The organism is Arsukibacterium sp. UBA5043 (assembly GCA_002415085.1).
In the GTDB taxonomy this organism is placed as follows: Bacteria; Pseudomonadota; Gammaproteobacteria; order Enterobacterales; family Alteromonadaceae; genus Alishewanella.
In genome coordinates this window covers 41,262-56,001 of sequence record DIBV01000008.1, presented here as the reverse complement: position 1 = coordinate 56,001, position 14,740 = coordinate 41,262, and the positions used below count along the sequence as shown (strand labels likewise).

Genomic DNA, 14,740 nt, shown 5'->3' with positions numbered 1-14,740 from the left:
TACACCGCCAGGCTCCCAATAAAGCCAAAGAGCCCACTCAATCGAGTGGGCTTTTTGCTTTATCTTCCCAAAAAACTATCCCAATCTTTCCATATGGGTTGTAAGCCTTGATGCGTAAGCGCTGTTGCAACCTGTTTTGGTAAACGGGTATCGTCAATGCTGAACTGTTCTAAATTATCCGGATCGACACTGTAGCCACCGGGCTGAGTTTTCGAACCAGCACTGATACTGGTTATTGCTAACGGGATAACATGCTGGCGGAATAAAGCAGACTCACGGGTCGATAAACTGATTTCAAGCTCAGGGGCAAATAGCCGAAAAGCACAGATTAGCTGGATCAGTTCCTGATCACTAATAGGGTAAGCGACATTGCTGCCACCACTGCAGGGGCGGATCCTCGGTACTGATAAACTAAAACGACTTTGCCAATACTGTTTTTGCAGATACATAAGATGCTGCGCCAGTAAAATAGCATCGGTACGCCAGTCGGTCAGGCCCAGTAAAATTCCCAGGCCGATTTTATCAATACCGGCTTGGCCCACTCTGTCGGGTGCATCCAGCCGCCAGCTGATATCTGTTTTTTTGCCTTTTAAATGATACTGCTGATATGCCGTGGCATTATAGGTTTCCTGATACAGCATCACGGCATCGACCCCCAGAGTTTTCAGCTGCTGGTATTCAGCCGTCGTCAGCGGCTGTACTTCAAGCTGAATACTGCTGAAGTGGCGTCTTATAACCGGTAGTGCCTGGCAAAAATATTCAATACCCACTTTTCGTTCGTGCTCGCCGGTTACCAGCAACACCTGATCGATGCCCAGTGCTTTTATCGCCAGACATTCCTGCTCTATTTCTGCAACATTTAAGGTGCGACGTTTTACTTGCTGGCTCATCGAAAAACCGCAGTAACTGCATTCGTTAGCACATAAATTTGATAGATACAGCGGTGCAAAAAATTGCACCGTATAGCCAAAACGTTGCCGGGTAAGCTGCTGTGCCTTTATCGCCATCTGCGGCAGTAATGACAGTGCTGCAGGCGAGAGCAGCGCCTGTAAATCGGTTAAAGTCAGCCGGTTTTTAGTTAACGCCGCCTGTACCTGACTGACAGAAAAATTACGGCTTTGTAGTTGCAGGCTTTGCCAGTGTTGTGGTTGCCATTGCTCGCTGAAACTCATTGCTTTTTTCACTACCCGGGCCTCATCGCGCTGCCAGAAAATCGGTGAGTGGGCTGGAGCCAACAGCCTGTTGCTCAGTTGAAACAAGCCCAGCCAGATACGCACGGCGACCGGCTCTGACTGCATCGGCAAAGGCCGCGGCCATTGCTACCGGATCTGAGCTACTGGCAATGGCTGTATTGACCAGCACTGCCGCGGCACCCAGCTCCATCGCAGCAGCCGCATGGGATGGTGCACCCAGGCCCGCATCAATAATGACCGGAACCTGGGCCTGTTCAATAATAATCTCAAGCATGGCGCGGGTTTGTAAGCCCTGATTTGAACCGATAGCAGCACCGAGTGGCATTACTGCGGCACAACCGGCTTGCTCTAGTCGTTTACACAGTACCGGATCGGCGCTGCAATAAGGCAGGACGATAAAACCCAGTTTAACCAGTTGCTCGGCTGCCAGCAGTGTTTCTATTGGATCTGGCATCAGATAGCGCGGATCCGGATGGATTTCCAGTTTAAGCCAGTTAGTTTGCAAGGCTTCACGCGCCAGCTCTGCAGCAAATATTGCTTCTTGGGCCGTTTTAGCACCCGATGTATTGGGCAATAGCTGAATATCCATTTTGCGCAACGGTGCCAGTAAATCATCCTGGGGTTTATTCAGCTCCAGCCGTTTAATTGCCAGGGTAATCAACTGACAGTTGCTGGCTGTAACAGCCTGTTGCATCAGTTGGCTAGTTGCGAATTTACCACTACCGAGCAGCAGCCGGCTGTCAAAAGTTTTCTCAGCAATCTGTAACATATCAACCTCCGGTAACTATCTGAAAAAGTTGCACGTTATCATTGCTTTGCAGTTTGTGCTCTGGCCAGCAGCGCTTACTGATCACAGTATTATTAATCGCAATCGCCAGCCCTTCACTTACCAGCTGTTGCTGCTGTAGTAGCTCGCTAACGGAACAGTTGGTGCTAAGTTGCAGCGGCTGATCATTGAGCAGAATATGCATAACGGGACTCCCGGCTAAATTGGTTAAATTGGTTAAATTGACGGCTCAGTTCGCTGAACGCGCACTCAGGATTAGCGCTTTTTGTTATCGCTGAGACTACCGCTACCCCGTCGACGCCACAGCTAACTACGGCCTCCAGCCTTTGCATATCAATGCCGCCAATGGCTACCGTTGGTATATCGCGGCACAGTGCAGCATAATGGCCAAGGCGCTTTAGCCCTTGTGGTTTTGATGGCATCAGTTTGGTTTGGGTAGCAAAAATATGACCCAGCGCAATATAGGAAGGGTTAAGTTGCCTGGCCCGCAACAGTTCAAGATAGCTGTGGCTGGAAAGGCCAAGCCGAAGGCCAGCTTGTGCTATGGCATTAAGGTCGGCCTGTTCGAGATCTTCCTGGCCAAGATGCACCCCATATGCCGCATATTTAATCGCCAGTTGCCAATGATCATTGATAAACAGCCGCAGATTATAATTGTGGCTAAGCTGCACCGCCTCGGCAATCTGTTGTTCAATTTCATTCTCAGAGCCCTGTTTAATGCGCAGCTGAATCACATCGGGTTTTAGTGGCAACAATCGTTTTAGCCATTGCACACTGTCGACAACCGGATATAAACCGATGGGCGTATTCATGCTGGCAAAGCCAGCATATTGGCGCTGCGGTGGCAGTTGTTCGCAATGTTCTGGCCAGTACAGCGTCGGAAAATACCGATACTCTGCCGGCCAGCTGTGATGTTGCAGACAGCCCGCGCCTTTACCAGTCGGATAACCGTGCTCAAGCGCTTGTTGTAAGTAGGCTGTTGCGATAATAACCGCATCATGCAGCGGGTAATTCTGAGCGCAAGCCGCAGCAATAGCTGCGGATAATACGCAACCGGTACCATGGGCATGGGGTGTTATTATTCTGTGGTGTTTAAGCTCGAAATAACTGTCTTTTTCAAACAACTGATCGGTAACCACATCGTCGTCAGTACTGTGGCCACCTTTTACCAATACAGCTGTCATAGCATGTTGTACCAGCTGTGTTACCTGAGCTGCAACGGGCTCATCCGGCATGCCGGACAGTAGCGCTAATTCCGGCAGGTTAGGGCTAATAAGGTCCAGCAGCGGCAGCAAGTTGCGCCAGCTGTTGATAAGCGGGCCGCTGGCAAAGTTATGGCCGTTACTGGTGCTTAGCACCGGATCGGCAATAACCCTGAACGAATGGTTCGGTTTGTTTTGTTCCAGCCATTGCCGCAGCAGCTGCAGTAACAGCTCATCCGGGATCAGACCAATTTTAATGGCAGCAGGCGGCATATCGCTGAGCAGACAATCAAGCTGAGATAACAGCAGCGCAGGGTTGACAGCCTCTATGAGTTTGAGTGTCATACTGTTTTGGGCACTAACGCCAGCGATAGCACTGCAGCCGTGGCAGCCAAGGGCGGTAAAGGTAAGCAAATCCGCTTGAATACCGGCACCGCCGCCACTGTCTGAGCTGGCAATAGTCCAGACAATGGGTTTGTTTGCGACAGGTTGCTCAGGCATCATTTAATGCCTCGTCTGCTGGTTTTTGCTGCTGCACTTGCTGATTTAACCGCATAGAGCAAAATTTGGGGCCGCACATCGAACAAAACTGTTCGCTGTCTGCACCTTCATGGCTCAGCGTTTCATCGTGATAAGCTTTGGCGGTAAACGGGTCCAGCGCCAGATTATATTGATCCTGCCAGCGGAATTCGTAACGGGCTTTTGACAAGGCATTATCGCGCTGCTGTGCGGCAGGGTGGCCTTTAGCCAAGTCAGCCGCGTGAGCAGCAATTTTGTAAGCAATAAGCCCTTGTTTTACATCCTCTTTATTTGGAAGGCCTAAATGCTCTTTTGGCGTGACATAACAGAGCATGGCACAACCAAACCAGCCAATCATGGCTGCGCCAATACCAGAGGTAATATGATCATAACCCGGAGCAATATCGGTTGTTAGCGGGCCAAGCGTATAGAACGGTGCTTCGTGACAGTGCTTTAACTGCTCGGTCATATTTTCCTGAATAAGCTGCATCGGCACATGGCCAGGCCCTTCAATCATTACCTGGACATCATAACGCCAGGCAATTTTGGTCAGCTCTCCCAGGGTTCTCAGCTCGGCAAATTGCGCTTCGTCATTGGCATCAGCTATGCTGCCAGGGCGTAAGCCATCGCCCAGTGACAACGAAATGTCATAGGCAGCACATAATTTACAGATATCTTCAAAATGTTGATACAGGAAACTTTCCTGATTAAAAATCCGGGTCCACTGCGCCATAATAGCACCGCCACGCGATACTATTCCGGTTACGCGTTTTGAAGTGAGTGCGATATAATCCTTTAGTACTCCGGCATGGATCGTAAAATAATCAACGCCTTGCTCCGCTTGCTCTAGCAGGGTGTCATAAAATACCTGCCAGCTGAGCTGGCTAACATCACCATTTACTTTTTCCAGCGCCTGATAAATTGGTACGGTGCCAATGGGCACCGGAGAGTTGCGTAAGATCCAGTCGCGGGTTTGATGAATACGCCGGCCAGTGGATAAGTCCATAACTGTATCGGCGCCCCAGCGGGTCGCCCACACCAGTTTTTCTACTTCCTCTTCAATGCTGGAGCTGACGGAAGAATTACCAATATTGGCATTTACTTTTACTTTAAAGTTACGGCCAATAATCATTGGCTCTGCTTCAGGATGATTAATATTAGCGGGAATAATAGCTCTGCCGGCAGCCACTTCCTGGCGTACAAATTCTGCCGTAATCTGGTTTGGCATCGCAGAGCCAAAGTTTTCTCCCTGATGACGTCTGACGCCGTCCCCAGACGCTGTTATATTCTCCCGCAGGGCAATAAACCGCATTTCAGGAGTAATTATACCGGCACGGGCGTAGTGCAATTGCGTTACAGTTTTACCAGCTTTTGCTTTTAATGGCTGATGTTCAAATTCAGTGATTTGTTCATCCAGACTTATTTCCGCAAACACTGGCAGCGGTGATACCTCAACATCGCTGCGGCTGTTAATCCATGGTAGGCGTAATTTGGGTAAGCCTTTTAGTACATCAGGCGTTTGTGCAGGATCGCCATATGGTCCTGATGTGTCATAAACAGACAAGGGTGCATTAAACTGTGTGCTGCCGTCGGCTAAACGGGTCGGGGTTAACTGAATATCCCGTACCGGCACGTGCACGCCACTTTGCTCACACTGCAGATAGCGGCGGGTGGAACCGGGAAAGGTTTCGCCGTGCAACGCTTGAATATAGGCTCTGGCATGAGCACGTAAATCGCGTTTCGTTAAGGTTTTATCAGACTTTTTTTCAGACATAGCAAGCTCCGGTTATACAAGTTGGGATTGCTTGTCCGGAGTGGGGGCAGGATATAATAAACAACAAAACCACAAAGGTTTTGCTTAATTAAGTGCTGTATTTCCCCTTGTTTCCCTTCGCAGGTATTAGCCTGATCAGGTTCAACGGATCCCGTTTTCACGGTCTCAGCCCGCTGTAAACAGCTGGGCACTCCGACAAGATGGTGCTAAGTATTGACGTATTCGCTAAGAAATTCAAGACTTAGCGTTGTATACATTGGTTTATAAAGTTTGAACATACAAATACAAGGCTTTTAAAATTTTCATTTTTTGTTCATCACTGGCATGTTCATGAGCCAGGTTCTCCAGCGCCAGGCTAAATGCTTCCATAGTCAGGTTAGGGTTGTCCAGGCCGTGCATCAGTTTATCAGTGCGGTAACGCTGCCATTTTTGCTGCTCATTATCATTCAGGCTTTGTGGATAGTTTCGTGCCCGATATAAAAACAACAAGCTGTTTAACCGTTCATCTGCAAAAAGTGGGGCGTTTATGCTGAGTTGTTCAGGGGGTAAGTTGTGCAGCTGCTGCATTTTTTGTTTGTCGGCATCACTGATAAAACCATGATATAACTGGTAGTCAGGGTTTGTTTCCTCCGGGTAATCAGCCGGCTGTTGATAAAGTTCTATTACTTTTTGCTGTAACTGCCGATGCTGTTTAAACCATTCAAGATTTGCAAGGCATTGTCCGCGGTCGATGCCCAGTGCCGTGGCGCGCTCGACACTGAGTGTTTTGGCATTCGCCAGCACCGGACATTTGTTTAAATGGATTAATTTCAGACCAAGTCGCTCTTCGCCTTCAGCTAAATCAATACTGCGGGTATAGAGTTTAGAGGTAAGCGTTGCCAGATCATCAGCCAGCAATGGCGCGGGATCAGCTTGCAGGTTATAGCAAATAACTGCATTTTTGTTAGTGGGGTGGAAGGCAAGTGGCACAATCCAGCTTACACAGCCTGAGCTGGCAGGAAACTTAGATGACACATGCACCAGTGGCGTTAAACCCGCAACGTCTATCAGCTCGGCGACTTTAGCTTTCTTCCGTAGTTCAAATAAATAGCTAAAAAGTTTAGGTTGTTTTTCTTTTATTAGTTTTGCGATAGCAATAGTGGCATAAACATCAGACAACGCATCGTGTGCTTGGGTATGCGCCAGACCATTAGCTTTGGTTAAATGCTCCAGTTTAAAGCTAGGGCTGCCATCTTCTCGCAATGGCCAGTTAATGCCTTCTGGGCGCAGTGCATAACAGGCGCGGACAACATCTATCAAATCCCAGCGGCTGTTGCCATGTTGCCATTCCCGGCCATAAGGCTCAAAAAAATTACGATATAAACTATAGCGCGATACTTCATCATCGAACCGCAGACTGTTATAGCCAAGAACGCAGGTATTGGCTTCGCTAAAACGTGTAACGATTTTTTGCATAAAATCGGTTTCGCTAAGCCCTTTTTTATTACAAAGTTGCGGGGTAAGTCCGGTAATTAGCGCTGCTTGTGGGTGGGGTAAATAATCATTTGCCAGGCGGCAGTACCAGACGTCAGGATCACTGATAATATTTAACTCTAAATCGGTGCGAATGCCTGCAAATTGAGCTGGACGATCGCGTTTAGGATCTGCGCCCCAGGTTTCATAGTCATGAAAATAGTAAGACATCTGTTTAGACATATTTTAATTCTTTAAGAAGTGAATTTGGGGCGTGCATTAATGTATGGATAATACACCAATGAAAGGCAGTTATGCTATTTGTCCGGGTCCATCAGACTCTCCAGTGCAGAACCTGGATCTTCTTCTCCACAAACAGAATTGTCTTCAGGCGCTGCTGCCTCTGCATCCCGATGCGTTAGCGGCTTAACTGGCTTTTTGACAGGTGAATCATGCTCAGAAAGTGCGTCATCAGCTGAATTTATAATTTTTCGCATGGATTTAAATCAATAACAAAACTGAGTTAAAGTATAGGCAAATCTGTTTATAACGCAACGATGACTGGCTAAAAACATACCGTACTAACCCGCACTTGCCAATCGATCCAGCGTATCAATTTTATGCTGATAGCGTTCTTTATCCTCATTTGATAATGCAGCACGCCTGGACTTACTAAGATAATAAGCGGCTTTATGGGTATTATTTAACGCAAAATAGCTCTTGGCGAGACCAAAATAAGCTTCATGCATACTGATATTTAAGCTAAGTGAGTGGCGGAATAATTTAATCGCTTTTTCTGGATTATTAAATTTTAATGCTTCATTACCAAGCATCACGTAATACCATGGATTAGCTTTGCGCTTTTCATGCACTTGTTGTTCAAGGCGGACTGCCTTATTTTCGTTACCCATATACCGGTATAGCATAGCAAGATTCGCCAGTGTATTAATGGCTTTTGGGTTTAATGCTAAGCTATGATGATACGCGTGTTCTGCCAGCGAATAGCGATGATGTTGTCGATACAGCACCGCAAGGTTTGACCACGTAGCCGGATAATCAGGATCTGCCTTAATTGCAGCCAGATAATACCGATAAGTTTGGGCAAAATTACCACGGTCAAAGTATTCTGCTGCTTTGTTGTTATAAAACATTGCTAAAACCCGCTGAGGGCTTATCTTTTTTGTAGTAAAACGCTGTTTCAACGTGATGGAATCAAAATCAATAACAATATCGTTGCCAAGCAGAACCATGCCAGAGCCGTAATTCAGTTGTCGATTTTGAAGTATTTTCAGATTTATGTGGCCACTCAACCAGATCTGGTTAATGCCACTGCTCCAATATTCAGGAATGGCGACGTCCTGAAATACAGGTTCCAGCCCTACTTCTTTTGCTATGCTATAGGCCAAAATTGACAGGCTTAAACAATTTGCTTCACCCGTTGCGAGTGTCTCGCTGACGGCTCTGGTTTTCGTTTGGTTGTATGCCAAGGCTCCGTTGGTATAGGCCTGAATATACGCCAGGATAGCAGTAGAATACTCAGCGATATCCTTTCGTTCCAGTTTGAGTTGACTAAGTTCTTGTTTGTTAGCCTGAGGCAAGCGAAATATTTCGTCTGCAGTTTGCACAGCATGCAACTGACCCTGAAAGTAGGCTTGGTCGACTAATAAATCTTGCGGCTTTTTTAATTGCCATTGAGCGGGGGTATGCTGGCATGACATCAAGATAAGCAATGATATTGCCAACATAGTGGCAGTTAAAGGACGCATTATACTACTCCGAACTTAAACACCTTAATAATAGACCATGTTATTGGTTAAAGATTGCATTCAAGATATTGTATAGCAGGGTTGATACGGTAACAGAGCTTTACAATGTATTGTGACTTGCTGATAAATCACGTAAAAAGAACATCAAAAATAAATGAATGGAGCAAACAATGAAACGACTACTACTGATTCTTGCACTAGGTATGCCTGCAACGATTTTGGCAGCAGCACCGCCCGTTGGTATTGTTATTCATGGTGGTGCCGGCACCATAGACCGTAGCCAGATGAGCAGCGAACAACAGAAAAACTATGAAGCTACCCTGGCTGAAGCCGTAAACAAAGGTTATGAGCTTCTTGCGGCTGGGGGGAGTAGCGTAGATGCCGTGACGCTTGCGGTTACTGTGCTGGAAAATTCACCATTGTTTAATGCTGGAAAAGGCGCGGTTTATACCTGGGAGGAAACCCATGAGCTGGACGCTGCCATAATGATGGGACAGGATCGGAATGCCGGAGCGGTTGCCAGTGTTACGACCGTAAAGAATCCGATTTTGCTTGCCCGTGCCGTGATGGAAAAGTCTGAACATGTCATGCTAACGGGTAAGGGGGCAGAACAATTTGCCCTCGCCCAGCAGTTGGAGCAAGTGGATAACAGCTATTTTAATACCGAGTTTCGTTATGAAGCATTAAAGCGGGCCAGGCAGGCTCAGCAATCAGTGCCGCATCAGGCTGCAATTATACCGGACCCAAACTGGAAAATGGGTACTGTTGGCGCCGTTGCCATTGATAAGGATGGTAATCTGGCAGCCGCAACATCCACTGGCGGGATGACCGCCAAACGTTGGGGCCGGGTGGGAGATGTACCGGTAATTGGTGCCGGTAACTTTGCCGACAATACCAGTTGCGCCGTATCTGGCACCGGCCACGGTGAGTATTTTATCCGCTACAATGTTGCATCGGATATTTGCGCCAGAGTTAAATATCAGGGTAAAAATGCGGCGGTAGCAGCCAAAGAAGTCATAACGGAGTTGCTGGATGCTGGTGGTACGGGCGGAGTTATTGTGGTTGATGCCCAGGGTGAGCTTAGCTGGGCGTTTAATACCCCGGGTATGTATCGGGCTAAACGTAACCATCGCGGCACTGTGATTGAAATATTCGCTGATGAGAGTGAAAAAATAAGCAATTAACCCATTATTAGCTAAACTATTTAGTGGGCGCTGCCTGTAGTTTGATGTGTTAAAGGGGAACGTATGGACTTACTGAAAGTAGCTGACTATATGCATCGTCATCCGGTGACTTTTACGGTTGATATGCCGGTTGAAATGGCTGTGGCCCTATTAATAAAAGGCCGGCAGACCGGTGGGCCTGTGGTTGACCTTAGCAACAGAATTGTCGGTTTTGTATCCGAACAGGATTGCCTGGCCAGAATGTTGATGTCAACCTATCATGATCAGCAGGCCGCCAGGGTAAGCGATGTGATGAATACCGATGTATTAACCGTAAAATCCTATGATGGCATTATCGACTTAGCTCAGATGATGCTGAAAACTAAGCCTAAACTCTACCCGGTGGTGGATGACAATGGTGGCTTACTGGGAATTATTACCCGTTCTGATGTATTGGCCGCGATTGACAAAGAATTACATTCTCATTACCGAAGCGTTGTTTAACGCTAGACCTTGACCCCGCTAGCTTGGTAGCATGACGCCCTCTGATTTCTGAGGGTGTTATTTTGTCAGTTGAGCCCGTAGTAACTGCTACAACTTTATATTCCCAACTTAGCGATTGCCTGATGCAGGATCAATACCGGCTGCGTCGTCGCCTGGTAAACAGTAAAAAAATGAGCGGTAAGGCCGATCAGCAACCGGTGTTGCAAAAAATAGCAGCAGATATTCAACGCTCTGTCAGCCAGCGACAACAGCGTCAAGCCGCTATGCCTGTTATTAATTATCCGCCAGAGTTACCTGTTGTTGCTAGTAAAGATCAGATTAAAGCCGCTATAGCTACCAACCAGGTGGTCATTATTGCCGGTGAAACCGGCTCAGGCAAGACAACGCAAATACCAAAAATATGCCTGGAGCTTGGACGCGGCGTAGCCGGCACTATTGGCCATACTCAACCACGGCGATTGGCGGCCCGCAGCGTCGCTGACCGGATCGCCCAGGAACTTAACTGTCAGGCAGGGCAGCAGGTTGGTTATAAAATTCGATTTGGAGATCACACAACACATCAGACCCTGATAAAACTGATGACTGACGGTGTGCTACTGGCAGAGATGCAACAGGATCGCTTTTTAAATCAGTATGATACTATTATTATTGATGAAGCCCATGAACGTAGCCTCAATATCGACTTTTTGCTGGGTTATTTGAAGCAGCTCTTACCAAAGCGGCCGGATTTAAAGCTAATCATTACCTCTGCTACTATTGACCCGCAACGTTTTTCAAAACACTTTTTTGATGCGCCGATTATTGAAGTCTCGGGCCGCACTTATCCGGTGGAAACCCGTTACAGGCCCTATACCGATCAGGAAGATAAAGACGCTGATCAGTTACAGGGTATTTTTGATGCAGTGGAAGAATTATACCGGGAGCCACCTGGTGACATTTTGATTTTTTTAAACGGCGAGCGGGAAATTCGGGATACAGCTGATGCCCTGGAAAAACTAAAATTACCTCACACCGAAGTATTGCCGCTTTATGCCAGGTTAAGCGCAGCAGAGCAAAACCGGATATTTCAAGGCCACACCGGGCGACGGATTGTACTGGCGACTAACGTTGCGGAAACGTCACTGACAGTACCGGGTATTCGCTATGTAATTGATCCCGGCACGGCTCGGTTATCCCGTTACAGCTATCGCTCAAAAGTGCAGCAACTGCCGATAGAAGCCATCAGCCAGGCCAGTGCCAATCAGCGTAAGGGGCGCTGTGGCCGGGTGGCAGCTGGTATATGTATTCGGTTGTACAGTGAAGAAGATTTTAATGGCCGGCCAGAGTTTACCGATCCGGAGATTCTGCGGACTAATTTAGCCTCTGTTATCATGCAAATGCTGGCGTTAGGACTGGGTGATATTGATGCGTTCCCGTTTTTGCAACGCCCGGATAATCGCTTTGTCAATGATGGTATTAAATTACTGGAAGAGCTTGGTGCAATCGAGCCACAACGTGGCCGACAAAAATTAAACTTAACGGCTTTGGGTAAGCAACTCGCCCGGTTACCCATCGATCCCCGCCTGGCCAGAATGGTGGTGGCGGCAAGCACTAACGCGGCACTGCAGGAAGTGCTGGTAGTGGTTGCGGCGCTTTCTATTCAGGACCCACGCGAACGGCCGCTCGATAAGCAACAAAAAGCCGATGAATGCCATGGCCGCTTTGCTGATCCCGACTCCGATTTCAGCAGTTGGCTGAAACTTTGGGCCTATTTGCAGCAACAGCAGGATGATCTGAGCAACAATCAATTCAGGCGTTTATGCCGTCAGGAGTTCTTAAACTATCTGCGGGTCAGAGAATGGCAGGATTTAGTCAGCCAGCTCAGTCAGCTGGCAAAAGAGCAGGGCCTTATTATCAATGGCAGCCCGCCAAGCTATCAACAACTGCATAGCGCGTTGTTAACCGGTTTACTGGGGCAGGTAGGTTTTAAAGATGTTGACGCCGATTACCTTGGACCACGTCAAACGCGCTTTTATGCCTTTCCGGGCAGTCATTTGTTTAAGCGAAAGCCCAAATGGGTAATGGCCGCAGAATGGGTTGAGACCAGTAAACTGTATGCGCGCAGCCTGGCCAAAATTGAACCGGAGTGGATAGAGCCCCTGGCAGCCCATTTAGTTACTCGCAGTTACAGCGAGCCACACTGGGAAAAAAAACGTGGTGCGGTCGTGGCGTTTGAACAAGTTTCGCTATACGGCCTGGTCATCGTGCCAAAACGCGCAGTGCTTTACAGTAAAATAGATGAAGTGGTGTCTCATAAGATCTTTATCCGGGAGGCACTGGTTAATCAGGAGCTAGGCACTAATGACGCATTTCTGAGCTTCAATCAGCGATTGATTGACGATGTCACCGCCCTGGAAGAAAAATCACGCCGGCGCGATATTCTGGTTGATGAGGATACCTTAGCTACTTTTTACGCAGAGAAAGTTCCACAGTGGGCGAATAATCGCATCGATTTTGCTAAATGGTGGAAAAAGCAACGTGCTGTTGCCCCCGGTTTTTTAAATTTTGATCCCGACAGTCTGCTCAATCGTGATACCAGCGATATTACCACTGATAAATTCCCCGAAAGTTGGCATCAGGGTAATGTAACGTTGCCACTGGACTATCATTTTGCGCCCGGCGAACCTGATGATGGCATTAGTGTCGTTATACCACTGGCATTACTAAATCAGATTGATGACAGCGGGTTTGACTGGCTTATTCCGGCACTGCGTCATGAGCTACTGGTCGCATTAATAAAGTCGCTGCCAAAGCAATACCGGCGAAACTTTGTTCCGGCTCCAAACTATGCTGACGCATTAATGCAGTTGATAGCGCCGGAACAGGGTAAGCTTATTGAGGTAATCAGTCAGCGTTTAAAGAGGATGTCAGGGGTGACGATCCCGGATGATGCCTGGGATCTATCGGGTATTCCTGCCCACCTGACTATGAACTTCAAAGTAGTGGACGAAGCAGGTAAAACGCTGCAACAAGGCAGGTCTTTGTCCATATTAAAGCAGGGATTGCAGGGCGAGGTGCAGCAAAGTCTCAGTCAGGTTGCCGAGCAGGGTATTGAACAGGAAAATCTGACTCAGTGGAGTTTTGGCGCTCTGCCCGAAGAGTATGTTAAATTGCAGGCGGGATACGAAATTAAAGCGTTTCCTGCCTTAGTTGACCAACGGGATTCGGTGGCAATAAAGCTGTTAGATAACCCGCAGCAGGCAAGGCAAGTGACGTTGCAGGGGTTGAGACGTTTACTGTTACTAAATGTACCGTCGCCGGTAAAGTATCTACAGGAGTCGCTACCCAATAAAGCAAAACTGGGGTTGTATTTTAACCCTTTTGGCCGGGTGTTGGAGCTGATTGACGATTGCATTGCTGCTGGCGTAGATGCATTGATTGCGACAGGTGATACGCCTACAACGGGTCAGGAATTTAAGATATTACGGGACAAGGTAAGAGCGGAACTGGGTGATACGGTAGTGGCGATAGCATTACAGGTTGAACAAATTTTAACCCTGAGCCACGATATCCAAAAGCGCCTGAAAGGCAAAGTAGATTTGGCTCATATTCAATCGCAGGGTGATATCAAACAACAACTTAATGAATTGGTGTTCAAAGGGTTTGTCAGCCAGCATGGCGCAACCAGGTTACCGGATATCCTGCGGTATTTACAAGCAATGTTAAAACGGTTAGAGAAGTTACCGGTTGACCCACAGCGGGACCGGTTATTGATGCACGAATATCAAAAAGCAGTGGATGCTTATAACAACGTATTGGGCAAATACGCTGGTGGGGCTATAGTGCCAGAGACGTTGCACAATATTTACTGGATGTTGCAGGAGCTTAAGGTATCACTGCATGCTCAGCAATTGGGTACGCCTTATCCGGTGTCGGTAAAGCGGATATTGCATGCGGTAGCCGAGTTTAAAAATTAAGCTGTGGCTGAATTAGCCCTCTGATGCCGCGGGTGTCAGATGACACTTTACACACTGTTCGGAAAGTTCTATAAATAGTATTGTTGTATTGACAGGGGAAAGTTATGTTAACAAAAGGCGATGGACGGCATTATTTCAGAATGATGGTGAATGCAGATGTACAACTACTGCTAAACGATCCTGAAGCAGGCCGAACCATAGATGGGGTTTGTCGTGACTTGAGCGCCTCTGGTATGTCAGTTGATATTGACGAGCCATTGGAAATGGGAACGTTAATCAAAGTGCGCCTGGAGTCTAATAACGCCAGTATCCCACCGCTGGATGCCACGGCTAAAGTAGTTAGATGCGCGCAGGAAAGCGAAGATGGCTATCAGATCGGTCTGGCTTTTATGGAATTAAACTAACCTGCTTATAGTTAGCAGGT

General features: G+C 47.6%; 11 protein-coding genes, 1 pseudogene and 1 riboswitch. Of the genes and pseudogenes, 4 read left to right on the top strand and 8 right to left on the bottom strand.

What is annotated here, in order from left to right; genetic code table 11:
• Positions 1-59: 59 nt before the first annotated feature.
• The 8 genes and pseudogenes from thiH to B2Q61_RS09745 form a co-directional block, all read right to left on the bottom strand.
• Entirely contained in the window at positions 60-1,298 is a 1,239-nt protein-coding gene (gene thiH, locus B2Q61_RS09780; protein ID WP_290619512.1) for a 2-iminoacetate synthase ThiH, read from the bottom strand.
• On the bottom strand, positions 1,195-1,962 hold the full coding sequence (locus B2Q61_RS09775) for a thiazole synthase (RefSeq protein ID WP_290619514.1): 768 nt from the start codon (positions 1,960-1,962) through the stop codon (positions 1,195-1,197). The genes thiH and B2Q61_RS09775 overlap by 104 nt, the downstream gene beginning before the upstream one ends.
• Before the next feature lies 1 nt (position 1,963).
• Positions 1,964-2,164 (bottom strand): sulfur carrier protein ThiS, encoded by a 201-nt coding sequence (thiS, locus tag B2Q61_RS09770; RefSeq protein WP_290619516.1) that lies wholly within the window; start codon positions 2,162-2,164, stop codon positions 1,964-1,966.
• Complete coding sequence (gene thiE, locus B2Q61_RS09765) at positions 2,145-3,686, bottom strand: thiamine phosphate synthase (protein ID WP_290619518.1); 1,542 nt, start codon at positions 3,684-3,686, stop codon at positions 2,145-2,147. Before thiE ends, thiS begins: the two co-directional genes overlap by 20 nt.
• A 25-nt stretch (positions 3,687-3,711) precedes the next feature.
• Positions 3,712-5,475: pseudogene (thiC, locus tag B2Q61_RS09760) on the bottom strand (phosphomethylpyrimidine synthase ThiC); the annotation flags it as partial.
• A gap of 94 nt (positions 5,476-5,569) precedes the next feature.
• Positions 5,570-5,680: riboswitch (TPP riboswitch) on the bottom strand.
• 56 nt (positions 5,681-5,736) lie between these two features.
• Complete coding sequence (gene sbcB, locus B2Q61_RS09755; RefSeq protein ID WP_290619522.1) at positions 5,737-7,170, bottom strand: exodeoxyribonuclease I; 1,434 nt, start codon at positions 7,168-7,170, stop codon at positions 5,737-5,739.
• A gap of 74 nt (positions 7,171-7,244) precedes the next feature.
• The gene (locus B2Q61_RS09750) at positions 7,245-7,424 is read right to left on the bottom strand and encodes a hypothetical protein (RefSeq protein WP_290619524.1); all 180 of its coding nucleotides are present in this window, start codon (positions 7,422-7,424) and stop codon (positions 7,245-7,247) included.
• Between the two features lie 84 nt (positions 7,425-7,508).
• Positions 7,509-8,693 carry a tetratricopeptide repeat protein gene (locus B2Q61_RS09745; RefSeq protein ID WP_290619525.1) on the bottom strand — a complete coding sequence of 395 codons (1,185 nt, stop codon included), beginning with the start codon at positions 8,691-8,693 and terminating at the stop codon, positions 7,509-7,511.
• Positions 8,694-8,863: 170 nt separating this feature from the next.
• On the opposite strand from B2Q61_RS09745, the gene B2Q61_RS09740 reads away from it, so the two are divergent.
• The 4 genes from B2Q61_RS09740 to B2Q61_RS09725 all read left to right on the top strand — a co-directional run bounded on the left by B2Q61_RS09740 (position 8,864) and on the right by B2Q61_RS09725 (position 14,720).
• A complete protein-coding gene (locus B2Q61_RS09740; RefSeq protein WP_290619527.1) occupies positions 8,864-9,877 on the top strand; it encodes an isoaspartyl peptidase/L-asparaginase family protein in 1,014 nt (337 codons plus the stop codon).
• A gap of 63 nt (positions 9,878-9,940) precedes the next feature.
• Positions 9,941-10,360: a CBS domain-containing protein gene (locus tag B2Q61_RS09735; protein ID WP_290619529.1), complete on the top strand. Its 420-nt coding sequence runs from the start codon at positions 9,941-9,943 to the stop codon at positions 10,358-10,360.
• A gap of 62 nt (positions 10,361-10,422) precedes the next feature.
• On the top strand, positions 10,423-14,316 hold the full coding sequence (gene hrpA, locus B2Q61_RS09730) for an ATP-dependent RNA helicase HrpA (RefSeq protein ID WP_290619531.1): 3,894 nt from the start codon (positions 10,423-10,425) through the stop codon (positions 14,314-14,316).
• Between the two features lie 104 nt (positions 14,317-14,420).
• A complete protein-coding gene (locus B2Q61_RS09725; RefSeq protein ID WP_046559155.1) occupies positions 14,421-14,720 on the top strand; it encodes a PilZ domain-containing protein in 300 nt (99 codons plus the stop codon).
• Positions 14,721-14,740: the final 20 nt, after the last annotated feature.